15 protein-coding genes, 1 pseudogene and 1 CRISPR repeat array are annotated in these 18,516 nt (G+C 55.9%); of the genes and pseudogenes, 5 read left to right on the top strand and 11 right to left on the bottom strand.

Annotated features, from left to right (window positions below; genetic code table 11):
- Positions 1–23 precede the first annotated feature (23 nt).
- Entirely contained in the window at positions 24–1,082 is a 1,059-nt protein-coding gene (locus tag JRF57_04600) for a hypothetical protein (GenBank protein MBW2302974.1), read from the top strand.
- 9 nt (positions 1,083–1,091) lie between these two features.
- Here the strand turns inward: JRF57_04600 and JRF57_04595 are convergent, their stop codons facing one another.
- From JRF57_04595 to JRF57_04570, 6 genes and pseudogenes are all read right to left on the bottom strand, one after another.
- Positions 1,092–1,760: a zinc-ribbon domain-containing protein gene (locus tag JRF57_04595; GenBank protein ID MBW2302973.1), complete on the bottom strand. Its 669-nt coding sequence runs from the start codon at positions 1,758–1,760 to the stop codon at positions 1,092–1,094.
- Between the two features lie 26 nt (positions 1,761–1,786).
- Positions 1,787–2,959, bottom strand: coding sequence for a PilT/PilU family type 4a pilus ATPase (locus JRF57_04590; protein MBW2302972.1), 1,173 nt, complete (start codon positions 2,957–2,959; stop codon positions 1,787–1,789).
- Positions 2,960–3,012: 53 nt separating this feature from the next.
- Positions 3,013–4,095: a type IV pilus twitching motility protein PilT gene (locus JRF57_04585; GenBank protein ID MBW2302971.1), complete on the bottom strand. Its 1,083-nt coding sequence runs from the start codon at positions 4,093–4,095 to the stop codon at positions 3,013–3,015.
- A 90-nt stretch (positions 4,096–4,185) separates the two neighbouring features.
- The gene (locus JRF57_04580) at positions 4,186–4,806 is read right to left on the bottom strand and encodes a GNAT family N-acetyltransferase (GenBank protein ID MBW2302970.1); all 621 of its coding nucleotides are present in this window, start codon (positions 4,804–4,806) and stop codon (positions 4,186–4,188) included.
- A 115-nt stretch (positions 4,807–4,921) separates the two neighbouring features.
- On the bottom strand, positions 4,922–5,968 hold the full coding sequence (locus JRF57_04575) for a histone deacetylase (protein ID MBW2302969.1): 1,047 nt from the start codon (positions 5,966–5,968) through the stop codon (positions 4,922–4,924).
- Between the two features lie 636 nt (positions 5,969–6,604).
- Positions 6,605–6,739, bottom strand: a pseudogene (locus tag JRF57_04570) (hypothetical protein).
- Between the two features lie 256 nt (positions 6,740–6,995).
- Between JRF57_04570 and JRF57_04565 the strand changes: the two are divergent.
- Positions 6,996–7,313: a zinc ribbon domain-containing protein gene (locus JRF57_04565; GenBank protein ID MBW2302968.1), complete on the top strand. Its 318-nt coding sequence runs from the start codon at positions 6,996–6,998 to the stop codon at positions 7,311–7,313.
- 257 nt (positions 7,314–7,570) lie between these two features.
- Complete coding sequence (locus tag JRF57_04560; GenBank protein ID MBW2302967.1) at positions 7,571–7,861, top strand: hypothetical protein; 291 nt, start codon at positions 7,571–7,573, stop codon at positions 7,859–7,861.
- Here JRF57_04560 and JRF57_04555 read toward each other — a convergent pair.
- The 5 genes from JRF57_04555 to JRF57_04535 form a co-directional block, all read right to left on the bottom strand.
- The gene (locus JRF57_04555) at positions 7,847–9,709 is read right to left on the bottom strand and encodes an acetyl-CoA carboxylase carboxyl transferase subunit alpha/beta (GenBank protein MBW2302966.1); all 1,863 of its coding nucleotides are present in this window, start codon (positions 9,707–9,709) and stop codon (positions 7,847–7,849) included. The genes JRF57_04560 and JRF57_04555 overlap by 15 nt on opposite strands.
- Before the next feature lie 189 nt (positions 9,710–9,898).
- Positions 9,899–13,291: an AsmA-like C-terminal domain-containing protein gene (locus tag JRF57_04550; GenBank protein MBW2302965.1), complete on the bottom strand. Its 3,393-nt coding sequence runs from the start codon at positions 13,289–13,291 to the stop codon at positions 9,899–9,901.
- On the bottom strand, positions 13,273–13,719 hold the full coding sequence (locus tag JRF57_04545) for an NUDIX hydrolase (protein ID MBW2302964.1): 447 nt from the start codon (positions 13,717–13,719) through the stop codon (positions 13,273–13,275). The genes JRF57_04550 and JRF57_04545 overlap by 19 nt, the downstream gene beginning before the upstream one ends.
- A gap of 2 nt (positions 13,720–13,721) precedes the next feature.
- A complete protein-coding gene (locus JRF57_04540; GenBank protein MBW2302963.1) occupies positions 13,722–14,393 on the bottom strand; it encodes a CDP-alcohol phosphatidyltransferase family protein in 672 nt (223 codons plus the stop codon).
- A 100-nt stretch (positions 14,394–14,493) separates the two neighbouring features.
- On the bottom strand, positions 14,494–15,258 hold the full coding sequence (locus JRF57_04535) for a DUF364 domain-containing protein (GenBank protein ID MBW2302962.1): 765 nt from the start codon (positions 15,256–15,258) through the stop codon (positions 14,494–14,496).
- 292 nt (positions 15,259–15,550) lie between these two features.
- On the opposite strand from JRF57_04535, the gene JRF57_04530 reads away from it, so the two are divergent.
- Both JRF57_04530 and JRF57_04525 read left to right on the top strand, forming a co-directional pair.
- Positions 15,551–16,684, top strand: a complete 1,134-nt coding sequence (locus tag JRF57_04530) for an SPFH domain-containing protein (protein ID MBW2302961.1) — start codon at positions 15,551–15,553, stop codon at positions 16,682–16,684.
- Between the two features lie 78 nt (positions 16,685–16,762).
- Positions 16,763–17,998: a hypothetical protein gene (locus JRF57_04525; GenBank protein MBW2302960.1), complete on the top strand. Its 1,236-nt coding sequence runs from the start codon at positions 16,763–16,765 to the stop codon at positions 17,996–17,998.
- A 356-nt stretch (positions 17,999–18,354) separates the two neighbouring features.
- Positions 18,355–18,516: direct repeats of the CRISPR family, unit length 29 nt; unit sequence TTCAATCCACGCCCCCGTATGGGGGGCGA.

The following is an 18,516-nucleotide window of genomic DNA, read 5'->3' as shown; positions in this document are numbered from 1 at the left end:
GACGTTGGGGTTTTCGAGGACCCATGAAGCCGCTCTCCATAAAAGGGATACTGGAAGAACAATTTCTGGAGGCCTCAGCCCCCTGCCGCATCGACGCAGGCGGCACCTGGGACATCAAGAGCCTTGCCCTCCCCCTGGAAGGGGAAGGCCCTGTAACGGTCAATATGGCCTTGGGATTGCGGACCAGGGTATCGTTGCGCCCCTTTCAGGAAGGGTGGGTGCGGATCGCTTCAAAAGGTTTCAGCCGGGTGGAGACCGCTCCTTTCGAGAAACTCCCTTTTCATTCTCCCTTCGGAATCTTTTTTGCCGCCGTATCCCACTTTGGGTTCCACGGCCTGGATGTCCGGATCGAGGCAGCCGTACCGGTGAAATCCGCCTTGGGAGGCTCCAGCACGGCCCTGGTGGCCCTTTTGAAAGCCCTGGACAAGGCCTCTGTCCGGTTCGAGGGAAAAAAGGCCAGGGCCCCCAGGGAGATCCTACATCTCGGGTACCAACTCGAAGACGCCGTGAGCCCGGGAAAATGCGGACTCCAGGACCAGGCGGCGGCCGTATACGGGGGGGTGCATTGCTGGAGGTGGCGATACGGGGACCCGGCGAGGCCTCTCTGGAGGGAATCCCTGCTCGATCGAAAAGGCCTGGTTTCCCTTTCCCGCAGAATCCTGGTAGCTTACAGCGGAAAGGGCCATGTTTCCTCACGTATCAATAAGGGATGGATCCACGACTTTTTCACGGGTGCCACCCGGGAAGGATGGATCCGGGCCAACCGGATCGTCACCGGGTTCGCCAGTGCCCTCAAGAGGGAGGATTGGGAGGAGGCTGAGCACCTCCTCAGGGAAGAAATGGCCGTGCGGAGGAAGATTACTCCCGGGGCCTTGATTCCCTTGACCGAAGAGTTGATCACTTCCGCTGAAAGGGCGGGTTGCGGGGCGCGTTTCGCCGGGGCAGGGGGCGGGGGTTCGGTGTGGGCCCTCGGAGATCCGGATCGGATCGAAGAGGTCAGGAAGATCTGGGGGCGACTGCTCGAGTCCGTCCAGGGGGCCCTGATCCTGCCTTCCCGGCTTGACCCGGTGGGAGTCCGGTAAGGGGTTCCCTTAGATTTTCCCCAGTTCCCTCAGCTCGTCCATGAAAATCTTGTAGAATTTGTCGTTTTCCGAGACCGCCTTTTTGAGGACGAGGGTCAGCCTTTCCAGGTCTTTCTTGTTGATCACCACGTTGGCGCTCATGGCGAAGGCCATCATGTGGTCCATGGTCTTGAAGCGGTCTCCCAGGAGGGCCACGAACATCCGGCGGCGGACCGACATGGACATCCGGTTAAGGTAGTTCAGCACGGGACTCCTTTCCAGCGTCTGGCCGTCGAATCCGTCTGAGAGTATCACGAGATCAAACCGGTGGAACCGCATTTTCCCCGTTGCATCACGGGTGTCGGGCGCTGGAATACATTGATATCCTAATTCCTTCAAGGCCCCGGTGATCTTTTCCAGATGCTCGGGGTTGTTCTCCAGGACCAGGGCCAACAGGGTTCCTTCTTCGAAGAAGACGAGTTCCTCGTCCTCCGCATAGTCCCTGTATCCATAAGAATCAGGCTCCCTGTCCGCCCCTTGTCCACCTTGTGAAAGATCGTCCAGTTGCGGTCCTCTCGGGGAAGGAAGGGGAAACTTTTGCCCGCACTTGGGACAGGTCAATTTAATCCGTTTGTCCCGGGGGATCTTCTCATCGGGCACCTTGATTTTCACCCCGCAGTGTTCGCAGGTCACCTCCATGGGACAGTCTCCTCAAAATCTGGATTTCAGGGCCGGTCTTTCTTCCCGTACTCTTTGTCGATGGCCAGGCCCTCGATGCTCGTCGTTTTTTCACCCCTGGCAGCCTTGATGGCGTCGATGGCGCGGCCCACCACGGCCCTTCGGGAAGCGTAGCTTATGGCCGTCTCCTCGGTGATCAGTCCCTCTTTGTAAAGATCCGCGATACATTGGTCAAAGGTCATCATGCCGAAGGGGCGGCTCTGTTCTATGATCTCGTAAAAGGTCTTTCCCTCGGATTCTCCGTTCAGGATGGTGTCCTTGACCCTGAGGCTGGTCCCCAGGATTTCGAAGGCCGCGATGCGCCCTCCTCCCACTTTGGGGAGCAGCCTCTGGCAGGCGATCCAGCGGATGGTATCCGCCAGGCGGATCCGGATCTGTTTTTCCTCTTCCTGTTCGAACATGCCTACGATCCGGTTGACGGTCTGGCCCGCATCCACCGTGTGCAAGGTGCTCAGGACGAGGTGCCCGGTTTCGGCGGCTGAGAGCCCGATCTCGACGGTCTCCCTGTCCCGCATCTCCCCCACGAGGATCACCTTGGGCGCCTGCCGCAAGGCGGCACGGAGACCCGAGGCAAAGGAATCGAAATCCACCCCCAGCTCTCTCTGGTTGAAAGTGGCCTTTTTCTGAGAGTGTACGTATTCTACGGGGTCTTCCAGGGTGACCACGTGAACCGACTTCGTCTCGTTTATAAGGTTCAGGACGGCGGCCAGCGAGGTCGATTTCCCTGTTCCGGTGGCCCCCGTAACCAGAATGATCCCGTTTCGTTCCTGGGCCATCTTGCGGAAGGCCCCCGGCAGTTTCAGTTCCTCGATAGTAGGCACCCGGGTGGCCAACTGCCTCATTACAGTGGAGTAATACCCTTTCTGGGAAAAAATGTTCACCCTGAACCGGGCCTTGCCCGCCAACTGGTAAGAGGTGTCGCAGGAACCTTCCCTGAGGAGATTCCGGGTCAATCTCCGATCCCCGTTGATCAGGTTGAGGGCGAAGATCTCCGCCTGGAAGGGGGTCAGCCTCTCGATGGGAGGGTTAAGGGAGACCGGTTTCAGCTCCCCGGCGGATTCCACCTGGAAGGGCTTGTCGACCGTGATGTTGAGATCTGAGACATTGTCATAGGATTCCAACATGGCCGTCAGTATATGATCGATCTGTTGTTGTCTCATTTTTGGATGCCTCCTATCGAAAAAAGGAATCCTTTTCCGTTACAGAATCCCCCTTAGATTTCCGTGAAGTCGGCGGGCGGGTTCTTCAAAAAGGGTAAAAACTTGCTCTTCTCAACGCATTTGCTGTAGGCATCGTCCGGGGAGATGATTTTTTTCTGGAGAAGTTCCATGATGGCATCGTCCAGGGTCTGCATTCCGTACTTTTTCCCGGTTTGGATCATGGAGGGGATCTGGAAGGTCTTCCCCTCCCGAATGAGGTTTCGAACGGCTGGGTTGGCGATCATGATTTCGAGGGCCGCCACCCGGCCTTTCTTGTCGATGCGCTTGAACAGGGTCTGGGCCACCACAGCCCTGAGACCGTCGGCAAGGGTGTTTCGGATCTGTTCTTGTTGGTTTACGGGAAACACCTCGATTATCCGGTCAACGGTCTTGGCGGCGCTGGTGGTATGCAGGGTGCCGAAAACCAGATGTCCTGTGGCCGAGGCCTCGATGGCCAGGGAGATGGTCTCCAGATCCCTCATTTCCCCCACCATGATGATGTCCGGGTCTTCCCGAAGGGCCCCTCTCAGGGCTGCGGCGAAGGAGCGTGTGTGTATTCCGACTTCCCGATGGTTGACCACGGCCTTCTCGCTTTTATGAACGAATTCGATCGGGTCTTCGATGGTCAGGATGTGTTCTTTTCGGGTGATGTTGGCCTCATGGATGATGGCCGCGAGGGTCGTGGATTTCCCGCTGCCTGTCGGACCGGTTACGAGGACCAAACCCCTGGGCAGGGTGGCAAGGCGTTTAACCACGGGGGGAAGCCCCAATTGTTCGCAGGTCAGGATCGTTGAGGGAATCTCCCGGAAGACCGCTCCTATGCCGTATTTCTGCTGGAAAAAGTTGGCCCTGTATCGGGCGAGCCCCGGGATCTCGTAAGCAAAATCCACATCCCCCGTCTCCTCGAATTCTTTGATCTTGGGCTCGGGGGTGATCTCATAAAGCATGGATTTCAGAGTGTCGTTGTCCAGGGGCTTGAATTTGACCCTTTCCAGTTCGCCCCCTATTCTCAGGACGGGTTGCTGCCCTGAGACGAGATGGAGGTCTGAGGCACCTTGTTCGTTCATCAGCTTGAAAAAGGCATCTATCTGAGCCATTTTTTCCCTCCCGAAAAGGCATCGTATCCTTGGTTCAACATGGGGCTTTGGAAACCCGTTCCACTTTGAAAGGATAACCCCACGTTTTCCCTATCGGCCGATCAAGTCCTTTACGAAAGTGAGAGCATCTTGCCCCTTAGGATAAAAATTTTTCTTTCTCGAAAGGGGCCGGAACCCGTGTTTCAGGAACAGTTCCTGGGCTGGAATGTTTTCGGCGGCGGTATGGAGATAAACCCTCGGTATGTGAAGCCGCCGGGCCTCCTTTTCCGTTTTTTCCAGAAGCGCTTCCCCTATACCCCGGCGCCGGTTTTCTGGCCTCACCGCGATGGCTAGGATCTCGAAACGCTCCACAGGACCCTCTTCGACGGAAAGGGGGCCCGACATCACAAAACCCACCGGTTTTCCCCGCAACAGGGCCACAAAGGCCATCGCCCGCCCCGAATCGAACCAGTGGGTGACGGTCTCTTCATAGGGACCATAAAGAGAGAACGCCTCACGGCTCAACTCGGTGATGAATCTCCGTTCCCTGTGACGCGCCCGGCGGACCCGGATCCGGGATTTCCCTGCCTGATCCTTCCCGATCCGCATCTCTTCTGTACCCATGCCGGGCGGACTCTTCATGGTTGGGAAAAAGATCCTTTTACCACCCTGGCGGAGACGGTTGAGACGCTTGGTCTCACCGTATTTCCCATAGCGGCCCCTGTTTGTCATGACTTGCAATTTACCGGATTTGTTACGCTTTCATCGATTCGCTGATTCCCGAGAGGTCCTCCCACTGGAGAAAGACAACTCCGCGTAAGTGAAGAGGTTTTCCAACGACCTGCCGCTAGAGGTTTTTCCAGTAAGGTTGTTGTATCCCTTTCACTCTTTCGATCAAGGGATCAAGGGCCCGGCCCCCGGATTCGGCCGACAGTTCCTCTATGCTCCTATCGGACTGTCCGGCCAATACCTTTAGCACCTCCTTGACCGATGCCGCCTGGCCATGGACGTCGTATCCTCCCTCCAGGGTCAGGACGATTCGCCCCTGGCAGCAATCTTCCGCGATTTCCATGAGAATGCGGGTGAGGGCTGCGAAACCTTCGGAAGATACCTTCATGGCCCCCAGAGGATCTGCGATATAGCAGTCGAAACCAGCGGAAACGAGAATAAAATCAGGGGCGAATTCAAGGGCAACAGGGCGGAGGATCTTTTTGAAAACGGCAATGTATTCCGGGTCGCCGCAACCCCCGGGAAGAGGGACATTCACGGTGAATCCCTCCCCCATTCCCCTGCCGGTCTCTTCCATGGCACCGGTTCCGGGATAGTAAGGGTACTGGTGGGTGGAAAAGTAAAGAATGGTGGGATCTTCCTCAAAGGAGTGCTGGGTCCCGTTGCCGTGATGCAGGTCCCAGTCTACGATGAGCACACGTTTCACCCCCAGTCGATCCTGGGCATATCGGGCTCCCACGGCGACATTATTGAAAAGGCAGAAGCCCATGGCCCGGCTCCTTTCGGCATGATGACCGGGAGGCCGCACCAGGGCGAAGGCGTTGCTCAATGCCCCCGAATGGACCGCGGAGATGGCGTTACACAGGCCTCCTGCCGCAAGGAGGGCCGCATCATAGGAATCCGCCGAGGTGGAGGTGTCCGGGTCCAGGTAGGTGTGTTCCTTTCCACGGGTATCGGCCAGGCGGTTTACGTATTCAGGAGAATGGATACGAAGGAGGTCTTCCCTTTCAACCGGAGATGCGGGGATCTCCGTCCAGATTCCTGTCATGTCCGATTCATCGAGCATGGCGTAGATAGCCTCCAGGCGCTCGGGAGATTCCGGGTGGTAGAGGCCCATGACATGTTTCATGAATCTTTCATCCCTGACGATACCTGTCTTGTCCACGGCATTCCCTCATGGTGTTTAATGAAGCATGGAGGTGGATCCCCCGTTGTCACCCTTTCAATCACGCTTGGGGTGCGAGGGAATTTTTTCAAACCAGATGAAAATATATCACATTCGACCGGATTCAAAAAAGGCGAAAGTTGGCAAGGAAATGCATCAGTTCAATTCCAAGGCATCGCATGTTTCATGGGGGCAGGCTGAAGTTGCGTCAGGCCCTGACTTCGATGCTCCGGTTTTTGTGGATGGAAAGATTTTTTCCGGCAGCGATTTTAAAGGAGTACCGGATGTGTCTGAGATATGGCTTTCCGCATTGATGTGATCCCCGACAAGAGCAAGCAACTCCTCGATGAAGGAGTCAAGGCGGTCGGCCTGACAGTTGATTTCCTCGGATGTTGAAGCCAGCTGTTGAACCTTGACGACGTTTTGATTGACGATCTCGTCCACTTCTCCCACGGCCTGATTGATTTGCACGATACCATGGGCCTGTTCATTGGAAGCCTCTGCAATTTCACTGACCAACTCTCCTGCCTTGCTCGTCGTAGTCGTTACAGATCCAAAAGCTTCACTGGCGGTGATGACAAGATCCGATCCTTCCTTGACCTTGTTCGCCGTTTCTTGGATCAAGGCGGCCGTGTTTTGGGCGGCTTCGGCGGCCCGCATCGCAAGATTTCTGACCTCATCGGCTACAACTGCGAAACCGCTTCCCGCCTCTCCGGCCCTGGCGGCCTCTACAGCGGCATTCAATGCAAGCAGGTTGGTCTGGAAGGCGATCTCGTCTATGGTTTTATTCTCGTCGGTGGGTTCCGGCAAATGTCTCACACAAATATTGTTCCGGTTTTCCCGGAAGATCCTGATGTTTGGAAAAACGCAATGACCATGGATAGGTGGTTCGAGATGGAAACCATCTGTTGACAAATGAATAAAAAATGAGAAAATTTGGCTCCTTTACAGTCTATCAACGCCGCCTGTCCCAGGTGTTTCGATTCGGAAGTTGAGTTTCTATTCCGGGTATGAGGAGGGGAGGAAGGTGTTTTTTTTCATTGCCGGTATTCAGCCTAAAACGGTCGATCTTGACGACCAACCCATGATGTGCCCCTCTTGTGGGCTCTTTGGGGCACGTCTTAGAAGGGTTGACCATTACCTTTCCCTGTTTTTCATTCCCCTCTTCCCGGTAAAAAGGGGTGTTCCCTTTCTGGCTTGCAACCGGTGCGGGAACATCCCCCGGGAACCCGGGAGGGAATGGAGCGCGGGATCAGTCAGCAAAAAGGATGAATGCCCCTCTTGCGGGGGGAAATTGGATTCTTCCTTCAACTATTGCCCCTCTTGCGGTAAGCGGATTCGGTAAAGGGGCTGCTTAACCGTTCCCTGAACGGAAAGATGTTCATATCTTTTAACCCGGATTATGCAATTGCCAAGTTTGCCGAAGATACAAGGCGAGACCTTTGAGAAGCGTTCAATAGTCTATAATCATTGAATAAATAGCTTCTTTCAAAATTTGTCATGCATGATCTGGGTTCAATACCCGTGCAATCACTTCGCCCTGGGGAAAGGGAATCCGCTCCAGGTGAGAAGGCTTGATTTTGTGTTGGTGGAGGGTTTTCTTTGGAAGAAAATGCGTTGCTGGGTCAATTGGAGGAGGTTGCACGCGCTCTTTCGATCGAGATCCGTTACGAGATTATCAAAAAGGACGGCCGGTTCTATCCGGGAGGGCTTTGCCGGATAAAGGGGAACTGGCTCCTCATCATCCATTCCAAGGCCAACACCCGGGACAAGATCAAGACCCTGGCCAAGGCCTTGAATCGGTTTGACCTCAGCGAAATCTATCTCAAGCCGGGCCTGAGGGAGTATCTGTCGACTTTTCAAGAAGAGGGACGGTCCCTAGAAAATAAATGACTTCCTCGTTTTTTTCCGGGCTCTTCTCCTGGGGCGGTGATTCAGGCGTGAGTACAGCTCCAGGTATTTGGCCACGGTCATCTTCATGTGTTTCCGCTCGCAAATCTCTTGTATGCCCCTGATCCCGTGGTAATAATCGACCTGGTCGTAAATGCCCGAGGATATCTGATACAGGGAGGAGGAACGAACCAGCTTTTCGTCCACCTCGAAACCGCGCGATTTCATGACCCTGGGACCAGCGAATATCACCAGAGCCCCCGGCTCCGCAATGGTGATATCCCCCAGGGCCGCGTAGCTGGCGATGGCCCCGCCGGTGGAGGGATCTGTAAGGATGGACAAATAAAGCAGCCCCTGGCGTTTAAGCCGGATCACGGATTCTATGGTTTTGACCATCTGCATGAGGCCCGAGATTCCCTCATAGAGACGGGCTCCTCCTGAGCAGCAGAGGCTGATGAAAGGCAGGTTCTCCTGAATTGCATAGTCCACGGCCCTTCTGAACTTTTCTCCGAAGACCACTCCCATGGAACCCCCGCAGTAATAAAATTCCCCGATGGCCATGACAACCGGAAAATTGTGAATCCTGGCGCTTCCCACGACCAGGGATTCCTTGAAGTGGGACCTTCCCACCTGGCGCGCCAGGAACTCACGGTAATAACTCGTGATTGCGTCTTCTTCCAGGAGTTGATCAACGGTGAGGTTCCTGTAGAGTTCATGGAAGCTTCCCGGATCCGCCAGACAATCGATCCATCCCGTTGCGCCGAGGGTGTAAGAGTAACCGCATTCCGGGCAGACATGGTAATTCTCCAGGAAGGTGTTCAGGGGGATCAGTTTCCCGCATCCTTTCACCCGTTTCTCCTGGCCGTTCACTGCACCGCAGACAATGAATTCCTTGGTGGTTTCTTTGGTGTGGACCTTCCCGTAATCGTCCGCGACTTCAGTAAGACTTGAGTAATTCACGATCTTGATGTCCGGAGGAGCCTTGTAAAAGGCTCGTTTGATGGGCTTCTCGATGTATCGCTTGATATCGTAAAATTTACCGCTTTGTTTGGAGACCCCGTATTTTTTTGCTCGGTTGCAGCGTTTTCTTATCAGTTTCTTTATTTTTGCCCGGGAGAGTTCCTTGATGGATTTTGTCAGGAACTGCTTGATGTTTTCGGCCATCTCATCGGCGTTTGTTACATCCTTCGGGGAGGGTACGATTCGGTCGATCACCCCGAGGCTTTTCAGCTCTTTGGCCGTCGGTTTCAGGATTGTCAAGGCGTCTCCCACGCGGCTGGCGTCCCTGAAGATGATGGAGGCCATACTTTCAGGAGGAGCGGTGGCATAAAGAGCGTCATCCAATTGGCCCCGAATATCCGTCACCTGGATGGCAAGCGCTCCGCCGCTGCCCCCTTCGCCCAGCACCAGGGAAATGGTTCGAAGGGGTATGGTCAGGAATTCTCGAATAAGATGGGCGATGAAAAAGGCCTGGAAGCGCTGTGCGGAATACATGGAGATGTCCGCGCCGTAAGTATCCACCAGGGTGAAGATAAAAGTCTTTTCCCTTTCGGAGGCCTGGGCCTCCTTCAGAATGCTGAGAATCTGGGAATGTCCATCGGAGGTCAACATCCCGTAGTTGAGGGTCTGGAGGTCTTCCCTGCTTTTCAGGTCTTCGGGTTTGGGCTTTTGTTGGCCTATGATGAAAAGACGCTTGTCCAGGAATTCACATTGTCCCGCAATCAGGGACTTGTCCGAAGAGGGGTATGGCTTGAAATCGGGAAAGATCCTTTCGATGATGTCCGAGGATCTCGGCCGGAAAGGGTGCCTGGTTCGTGTCTTGAAGATCTCTACGAGTTCTTGCTTCGACATGATGAATATCCCTCTCATCCCCCAAGGCCCGGGGAATACTTTATCAACGGCGTCATCCCCGGTTTTGTCCTGGTGGGGTTAGTCTTTTTTCCCGGGTTCGCACCCCAGGTTGAGCGGCGAATGTAGCATGGTTTCACGGGCTGATCAAGCACCTCCATGGGATATAGATTCCAGTTTTGTCCGGCATCTTTATTCGCCTTTCCCGGAGCCGTTTCCTTCACCTGAAAGATCCTTGTAAATGCGCCCGGGTGTGGAAAACAGGCGTTTGAATGCATCTGCGACCCCTTTCCCCATGTGTTTGAAAGGCAGATATTCAACCCGGGGGTCTTTCCAGGGGCCCCTGACCTTGAAAAAGTATGTCAGGAAGGATTTGTCGGGCCCCGTAACGATGTAGCCCAGGAGAGGGATCTTGCTTACCACGGTGTCCACGGTCTCCAAGGGTCTTATCCCCATTTCCAGGTCAAAGGTCCTTCGGGCCAGATTCAGGTCCCCGGTGGCGACCGCGTTCATTACCGGACTCTTCATGAGGAGGTCCCGGGTGTGGAGGATACCCTTGTTGAGGACCGCATTGGCCCGGATGCTCTCGTAGTAGAAACCTTCTTTTGAGAGATCAGGAGGCCTTTTTTTGAAGATTTTCTGAATGCTCAGGAGATTCAGAACCTTGATGAGCACGTTGGATTTCCGGATTACTCCCTTCTCTAGCAGGAAGTCGCCGCCCCCTTCAAGGCTGGATATGAATTCTTCCCTGGATCTTCCCTTAAAGCTCAGAAGTGCCCGGAAGGTAAGGTCGCCCTCGATCTGGGTGTCCCGGATACCCAGGCTGGTAAGAAGGGTTTTCAGGGGTTGATCTTTTAGCTGGATATGGGTCGAAAGTAGTATCTCCGGCCTCGCTCCCCTCCAGTATCGCCCGGTGGCGTCAAGGAGTCCATGGGGGAGTCTGAGGCGGGCGCGGCGCAGATACAGGTCACCGCCCTGGTAGCAGAGTGTGGCTTTGAGAGGCCCCCAGTCCAAGGACTTCCACCGGCCGCGGTTCACGGTGATCTCCATTCGGATGTCCGTTCTTCCCAGGAAATCGCCGGGCTGAGTGTCCGGAGTCGTACCCGGCCGGCTATCCTTGGGAGGGGAAAAATCGGCCGTATCCAGGAAGTCGGAATGGATGGTGAGTTCTCCCTGAAGACCCTTCCAGCCCGTAAGAGCACCGCGGACGGAAAAAGATCTGTTTCCGATCCTTATGGTCCCTGAGTTCAAGGTTATTTTTTTCCCGGAAAAGCCCCCTTCAAAGCTGCAGTCTTTTACGGAGGAGGAAGCCCAGGGAGCGGGAAAGGAGAGATCCATTCCTCGGATCTCTCCGTAAATTTCCTCAAGTGAAAATTGCCCGGGACGGAAACGGATCTCCAGGGACCCCTTCAGGATTCCCCGGATCATGTCTCGCCCCGGGCCGTACCTGAGCCCCGCTTCGGCAAGGGAGAGACGGGGAAAGACCGCCCGAATGGGAGAAAGCTCCCGGGTACGGGTGTTATAGTTTCCTGAAAAGGTCAGGGAGGATTGTCCCGGGGTGTAACGGAGGGATTTCAGCTCAATCCAACCCCCGGGCCTGGAGTTCAGGTCAACGGAAATTTCCCCTTCCTTTTCAGGGGGATCCAGGATCAATTCCCCGATCTTGATGCGCATGCCCTCTAGGGCGATTTTACCATTGCAGGACCAACCGCCCCTGTCGCGTTCAAGGATCCATCGGCAGGATACAGGCCGGCTGAAAGTGAGGGGCGGGTTGGGTTGGGAAAACAAGAGGGGAAGCACTTCTCCGGTATCGACCTCGGCCGAGAGGTTGGCCCACTGCAAAGGAAAGCCATCGGCCGCACCCCCGAGAAGTCCCAAGGCGTGGAAGGTGGTTTTTCCCAGGGAGCCGGAGCCCTTGAAACGATTCTCGCCATCTCCGCCAAGAGAAAAGGAGATCATGTCGAGGCTCAGGGGGAGCCCCAGGCGTTCCTGACGGATCAGGACGTCCCTGAAAACGAACTCTCCTTTCGCCGGCCGGGGGTAGGGCCAACCCTTCTCATAACGGAAATCAGCGCGGCACTCCACCCGGCCCGCCCTTATACCCAGCCGGTCGAGGTTCCCGGGGATCTCGGACCCCAGCACGGACAGGCCTTTAAGGTCCATGAGCCCTGGAAGATCAAAGGTGCCGTCAATGTGCACATCATAGGCCGGGTTTTTGTCGGTTACCCTTCGAACAAGGAGAGCGGCCTCCCGGATGACGGATTTCCCGAAGGTGGCCTTCAATCGGGAAATCCGGAAATCCCCCTTCTCGTAAATTACATCCGCGGAGACATTTTCAAAGGGGACGGTCGTTTCCTTGCCGGAAACCTTGAAATCCCGGCAAAGCAATCGAAGGGAGAAGGCCTCGGAATCGGCCGGGGTCCCCAAGTGCCCGAGCCGGGAGATAGGGCCCTTTAGCGCCAACCGGGCGAGCTGGACCTTTCCATCCTTCAGCATGGGGAAGAGATGGGTTTGGATCCATCCGGGCAGCAAGGGAGAGGGGTACAAGATCTTGGAAACAGAAAGATCCATCGGGGCGCTTTCGGCTTCAAGCAGTATGGAGGGGTCCTGCGGGTTTTCGAGGTCTAATTCGAGATTCAGGGAAAAGGATGTCCCCCCGATCTCCAGCTTAATATCGGGAACCGTGATCTTGGATCCCATGATGACGGAACGAAAGTCCAGGGAGACCCGGGGGAATAGGTAGGTCTTGGAGTCACTTCCACTGAGGAGGTCGAAGCGGGGCCTTTCCAGGAACGCCTGCCCCTTAACCGAGAGGGACCCATCCGGGCGGAATCTCAACTCGGCTTTTACTCCCGCGCGGCCGTCCTTCAAGGAGAGTTTCTTTGGATGAGGAATCCAGGGTAACGGGATCTTCTCGGCGCTGACGCTCAGTTGGATCTCCGGGCGGGTCGGCTTGTTCGGATTTTGTGTGATTTCACCTTTCCATCGGATACGGGCCTTCCTGCCATTCTGTTCCAGGTCACTGTGTCCTCCTGTTTTGATCCGGGCCGGGAAGGACGGGTCTTCCATGGATGCGTGGCCCTGGAGATGGGTGAGTGTGAAGGGGCTCTGTTTAAAGTGGATTTCAGCATCACTGACCGACAGGGTTTTAAGGCCCCTGGGCCAGGCAACGGTAAGGCCGACAGAAGGCGAGGGAGGGGCAAGGGAAGATTTCTTGCCCTTCGGGGCCTGGAGGTCAAGGTATATAACGGGACGCTCCAGGTGAACTCCGGCGGGTGTTATATCTCCTTTGAGGAGCCGGCCCAGGTCCATGATGATCCTGACTCTGGGGGCCCGGATGGACCCCAGGCCGCTTTTTGATCGGGCCTCAAGGTCGTGGACCAGGAGTCCGAAACCCTTCCAAAAGTTCATTTCGATCCTGGAGGTGCGGATCGTGAAGGGGGCGGTTTCCGAAAGCTTTTTTATAAAATAGGCCTGAAACCCGGGCCGCTGGACAAGGAGGTTTAAGAAGAGGATACAGGAGAGGAATAGCAGGAAAAGTAGCAGGCCGGTTTTGATGATCCGTTTTATTTTCTGGATGGACATGCCTTGAAATAGTCCTGAAGAATCCTTTCGTGATCAAAGGCGAGGGGCCCAGGGATGGTGTCTCGGGTGAATACCCCGGTGCCGGCCGCGTCATCCCGGGCAACGGGCCGTCCATCGGCCCTGGCCACAAAAACGGTGGTGATGGTGTGGTGGCGGGGATCCCTGGCTGGATCAGAATAAGTTCCGAGTTGGTATACGAGTTGCACCTCCAGGGAGGTCTCCTCTCTGGCCTCCCGGACCGCAGCCGCCTCACAGCTTTCCCCGTAATCCACGAACCCGCCGGGAAGGGCCCAACCATGGGGCGGGTTTTTCCGTTCCACGAGGACTATCCCTCCCTCCACCTCGATGATGATGTCGACGGTGGGAACCGGATTGCGGTATCTTTCCACCACTTTTCCGCAGTGGGGACACAGGATCTGTTCTTTCATGTTCAGGGGTTTCCTTTAAGGATACGATTCCTCACGTGGATGATGCGGTAAACGGCTGTCAGGTTGGTTGAAACGGCCAGGAGCAGCAGCACGAATTTGAGCAACCAGGGACCGACTTGGGGGATGGCGCCAAGGAGGGATCCTATGATCAGGAGGGTGATCCTTTCCGGTCTCTGCATCATCCCTTCTTTACATGGGATTCCCAGTCCCTCGGCTCGGGCCCTGGCGTAGCTTACCATGAAGGACCCCGTAAGGGCCAGGAAGATGACCATGACCGTCCAGGGGCTGGCCTCCCCTCCCAATACCCGGGGCATCCCTGGGAAGAAGAAGGGAATGCCTCCGGCAAAGTGGTAAGCCAGGCCCAGCAAAAGGAACATGTCCCCGTATCGGTCCAGGGTGCTGTCAAAAAAGGCCCCAAACGTGCTGGTCTTTTGGGTCTGCCTGGCGATGAGGCCGTCCAGGCTGTCGCAAACACCCGCAAGGACAACCACCCAGGCCGCCCAGAAGAAAGCGCCCGTACTGTACAGGAGCCCTGCAAGGGCACTGAACACGAGGCCTGCAAAGGAAAGGACATTGGGGTGAATCCCCATACGGGCCAGGAATTTCCCGGCGGGTGCGATGATTTTCAGGTACCTTTCCCTGTTTCTGTCATTGATGAAGACGAATTGCGCCATTCTGTCCTTTTCGGCCTCCCGCAAATGTAGGATGTGAAGATACCAAAGAGGTGCCTTCCTGTCAAAAACGCTGTTCAAGGTGAAAGGATTCAACCGGAGGTCAATATGCCTCTTGTCTCTTCAAATCCAGGTTCACCTTTTTTACATGGCCCTTGAAGTAACGCATGCCGCGCCCTTCGCTCACGATCCTGAGGATTTCCCCGGGGTTGGTCACGATGACTCCGGAGAGTCGGGTGACGGGCGTCTCCCGGAAGGTCTCCGGAAGCAAAGGTGTAGAGGCACCGAGGAGGACCACCTCGCGGCAGGGGGAGGCGGCCTCAAGGAGGCGTTCGAGAGTATGATTGAGGAGGGTGGTGGAAGTGATCAACGCCACCTGGCATCGAGGAAGCAACCGGTAGGCCTCCTGTTCGGGTAAAATGTCTCCCTGCTTCTCCGGGATCTTCTCGAAAATGAAGATGGAGGATGTCCTCTTTTTGAGTTTTGGAAGGATGGGGGCGAAAAAGCCCACCATCCCGACCTGGTCATCGGAACGGAGGGGAAGAATTTCCAGGATATCTCCTTCGTGGAGATTCTCCTTCGGAGTATTACTCAGGGCATTGGCGGTGGCCAGGCCAACCGCCGCTTCCACCGTGTCCCCCGAGTCTAAAAAGTCGAGCAGTTCTGAGGCACTCCCGCCGGCTAGAGGATAATGTCCCTTGAATACCGTGCATCCCCTTCTCGGCCCTTCATGAAAGGTCAGGGCCACGCCGGCGCGGCCGTCCTCAAGCAAAACAGCCGTATACCCCAGTCCGATGCGGACCTCATCTACACGGATCTTGTCCGCCTCGTGAACGAGGGAATCCTTTATCCGCTTGTAAATATTCATTCAGGACTCTCCATCAATTTCCCCCACCAGGATTCAATGGTAAACGAAGGTCCCAGGCAAATCAACCGGCTATTTGCCGTGCCGCTCAAGGGATCGGAAGAAAATCCCTGCCTTCAGCCAAAGACATCATTGTGAATTCCTCGATTTGACGAGTTCGAGGGGCAGAGGATTCAGGGTGCATACATAAAACAGGTTCCATCGCTCGACACCTTCACTATGGGGATTAACGTTGAAGGTCATCTTTTCCGATAGATATGGGAAATAATCGGTGCAAAAACAATGGAGGGCCGGCATGGGAACAAACAACGTGGTCTTTCTGGAGGTTATTGAGTGGTTCGACGAGACGGGCAGGGAACTGGTTCACCGGATACCTGAGGGAGGTTCCGGAGAGATCAAATACGGGGCCCAATTGACCGTCCGGGAGAGCCAGGCCGGGGTCTTTTTCTACCAGGGAAGGGCCGTTGAGGCCTTCGGGCCGGGCCGGCATACCCTCAAGACGGCAAACATCCCGATACTTACCAAGATCGCCAGTATCCCCTGGGGACTTTCAAGCCCCCTGAGGGCTGAGGTCTATTTCGTCAACCTGAAGATCTTCACCAATCTCAAGTGGGGTACGCGGGATCCCGTGGCCTTCAAAGACTCGGAGTTGGGTCTGATCCGGTTGCGGGCCTTTGGTGTCTTCAACGTCCAGGTGGTACAGCCCGTTCTCTTCATAAACAGCCTGGTGGGGACCCAGGGCATGATGAGCACGGAGGCCGTCGAGGGATACCTGAACCGGGTGATCGTCTCGCGATTCAACGATTACATGGGGGAGACCATGGATTCCATCCTCGATCTTCCCGCCAAGTATGATGAGTTGTCCGAAGGCCTCGCCAAGCGACTTCAAGAGGATTTCAGCCGCTTCGGGCTGGCCTTGAGCGGCCTGTATGTGAACGCCATTACCCCTCCTCCGGAAGTGCAGGCGGCCATCGACGACCGGGCCCGCATGGGGGTTTTCAAGGACATGAACAAGCTCATGCAGATGAAGGCGGCCATGGCCATGGAGAAGGCCTCGGAAGCGGGGAGTGAATCCGGCCAGGGCATGGGTCTGGGCATGGGCCTCATGATGCCGGCCATGTTCGCCCAGTACTTTGCCGGGGCCAGACCGCACACCCCGAACGGCGGCGATGAAACACCTGGCTCTCTTTGCCCCGATTGCAAGCATCCCGTTCCCGTGGATGCCAGATTCTGCCCCAGTTGCGGGCACCAGCTCCTGGTCTTCAAAAAGTGCGCGAGTTGCGGGAAGAACCTGACTCCGAACGCCAGGTTCTGCCCCCGCTGCGGCAAGCCGGTCGAAGACACGCCGGGCACCGTTAATTGCCCCAAGTGCGGGAGCGAAAACCTGAGGGGTGCCCATTTCTGCAACCAGTGCGGAGAGAGGCTGTAACCCTCACGGTGGCCCGTCTTTGTCTTCGGGCATTCTTGGCCGGGACCAAAAGGCCGGGCGTGACTCTTCCTGACCCGTATGAACCCAACTGGATTCCAGATCGAACATCAATGCCCCCAGTGCGGGGCTCCGGTCATCCTCCAGGAGACGGACCGCCTCCTGACCTGCGGGTTTTGCCGGGTCAAATCTTTCCTGGTGAGCCGGGACGTGTTCCGCTATGTGCTTCCACACAGGGTCCCGGAGGGAAAGGAATTGCTCTACGTGCCGTACTGGCGGTTCAAGGGCATGGCCTTTTCCTGCCTCAATGAAGGGATTCGTCACCGAATCATTGATATCAGCCGTCTTGCCCTGCCGAGCCCCTTCTTTCCCCCCTCCCTCGGGCTCAGGACCCAGACCCTTAAACTCCGGTTCCTTGCCTCCGATACAGGAGGTGTTTTCCTGAAATCCCGTCTGTCCCACGAGGATTTCATCGATTTCATAGAGCGACAGACCAGGGAATCCCTCCCAACCCCCCTTTTTCTCCAGAGCTTTATCGGCGAAAGCCTGAGCCAGATCTATGCCCCTTTCTATGTCGATTCCCGGATCTATGACGGGGTCCTGAATCGGCCTTTGGTACAAGATCCGCCTGAGGATTTTGACAAGGAATTGTTGAAGGGGCCGCCTCCCGGATGGCGGATTCGGTTTGTTCCAGCCCTCTGTCCGGTCTGTGGCTGGGATCTGGAAGGAGATCGGGACTCCCTGATCCTGGTGTGCCGAAACTGCAAATCAGCCTGGCAGGCAGGCAAAGGAACGTTTCAAGGGGTGAAGGCCGTTCATCTCCCCGTGGAAGGAGGGGAGGTCTCCTATCTTCCCTTTTACCGTATCAACGCTGAAGTCAGGGGAATTCAGCTTGCTTCATATGCAGATCTGGTAAAGGCGGCCAACCTTCCCAAGGCCCCTCGGCCCGAATGGGCGGAGATTCCCTTCCGGTTCTGGTTCCCGGCCTTCAAGGTAAGGCCTCTGGACCTGCTTCGATTTTCCTCCCACCTCACGCTCGGTCAGCCTCGGGAAAAATTTTCCTCCGGGTTTCCTGAGGGCCGTCTCCACCCCGTAACGCTTTCCATCCGGGAGGCGGTGGAAGGTTTGAAGATGACCCTTGCGGATTTCTTGAAACCCGCGAAAACTATGTATCCGATGCTTTCCGGGATCCAAATAATCCCCCAGAGCTACCTGTTGGTCTACATCCCGTTTCGCCGCAGAGGGAACGAGTTGTATCAGTCCGATTACCGTCTCCGGATCAACCGGAACCTGCTGGCCTTTGCACGGCACCTATAAACTAGAAACTAGAGGCTGGAGACGGGGAGAGGCCTTGATCCACGGCCTGGTACGAAGGGGCTGTCCTTTTCGGCCCTTCCGTTTATGCTGCCCGTGAGACCCCCTGTGAGCCTTTGCCGTATGAGCACTTTGTGGCCCTTTCTGTTCGTCAGGGTCGCGGGAGAGTAGAGTTTCCAGCAGGGCCTCCTTTAATCTCCTTGTCTTTTGTTTTTACCTTTATAGCAGCATCCGCCACTTGATTTTCCTTTCTAATTGCGTAATTATTGACCATCAATGGTGCCGGTCGGCCGCTCCCGTTAACCGGTGCCGGGCGCTACGGCCTGAGCGGAGGCCGGGAGCTCTTCTTCTTTCCGTAAGCTTCAATCCACGCCCCCGTATGGGGGGCGACCGGGGTAGGCCAGGGCCTCCTTTACATGCGGGGTGTTTCAATCCACGCCCCCGTATGGGGGGCGACTGCCAAGCCAGGCAAATCAAACTCGATCCACTGGTTTCAATCCACGCCCCCGTATGGGGGGCGA

The organism is Deltaproteobacteria bacterium (genome assembly GCA_019310525.1).
In the GTDB taxonomy this organism is placed as follows: Bacteria; Desulfobacterota; DSM-4660; order Desulfatiglandales; family HGW-15; genus JAFDEE01.
Note: the sequence above shows the minus strand (reverse complement) of the source record. Positions and strands in the feature narration are given on the sequence as shown.

Bases quoted from the DNA above. Each gene is read 5' to 3' on its own strand.
- JRF57_04550 (MBW2302965.1), bottom strand. From the start codon at position 13,291: ATGTCCATCCAGAAAATAAAACGGATCATCAAAACCGGCCTGCTACTT.
- JRF57_04540 (MBW2302963.1), bottom strand. From the start codon at position 14,393: ATGGCGCAATTCGTCTTCATCAATGACAGAAACAGGGAAAGGTACCTG.
- JRF57_04590 (MBW2302972.1), bottom strand. From the start codon at position 2,959: ATGAGACAACAACAGATCGATCATATACTGACGGCCATGTTGGAATCC.
- JRF57_04525 (MBW2302960.1), top strand. From the start codon at position 16,763: ATGAACCCAACTGGATTCCAGATCGAACATCAATGCCCCCAGTGCGGG.
- JRF57_04585 (MBW2302971.1), bottom strand. From the start codon at position 4,095: ATGGCTCAGATAGATGCCTTTTTCAAGCTGATGAACGAACAAGGTGCC.
- JRF57_04545 (MBW2302964.1), bottom strand. From the start codon at position 13,719: ATGAAAGAACAGATCCTGTGTCCCCACTGCGGAAAAGTGGTGGAAAGA.
- JRF57_04535 (MBW2302962.1), bottom strand. From the start codon at position 15,258: ATGAATATTTACAAGCGGATAAAGGATTCCCTCGTTCACGAGGCGGAC.
- JRF57_04555 (MBW2302966.1), bottom strand. From the start codon at position 9,709: ATGTCGAAGCAAGAACTCGTAGAGATCTTCAAGACACGAACCAGGCAC.
- JRF57_04580 (MBW2302970.1), bottom strand. From the start codon at position 4,806: ATGACAAACAGGGGCCGCTATGGGAAATACGGTGAGACCAAGCGTCTC.
- JRF57_04600 (MBW2302974.1), top strand. From the start codon at position 24: ATGAAGCCGCTCTCCATAAAAGGGATACTGGAAGAACAATTTCTGGAG.
- JRF57_04595 (MBW2302973.1), bottom strand. From the start codon at position 1,760: ATGGAGGTGACCTGCGAACACTGCGGGGTGAAAATCAAGGTGCCCGAT.
- JRF57_04530 (MBW2302961.1), top strand. From the start codon at position 15,551: ATGGGAACAAACAACGTGGTCTTTCTGGAGGTTATTGAGTGGTTCGAC.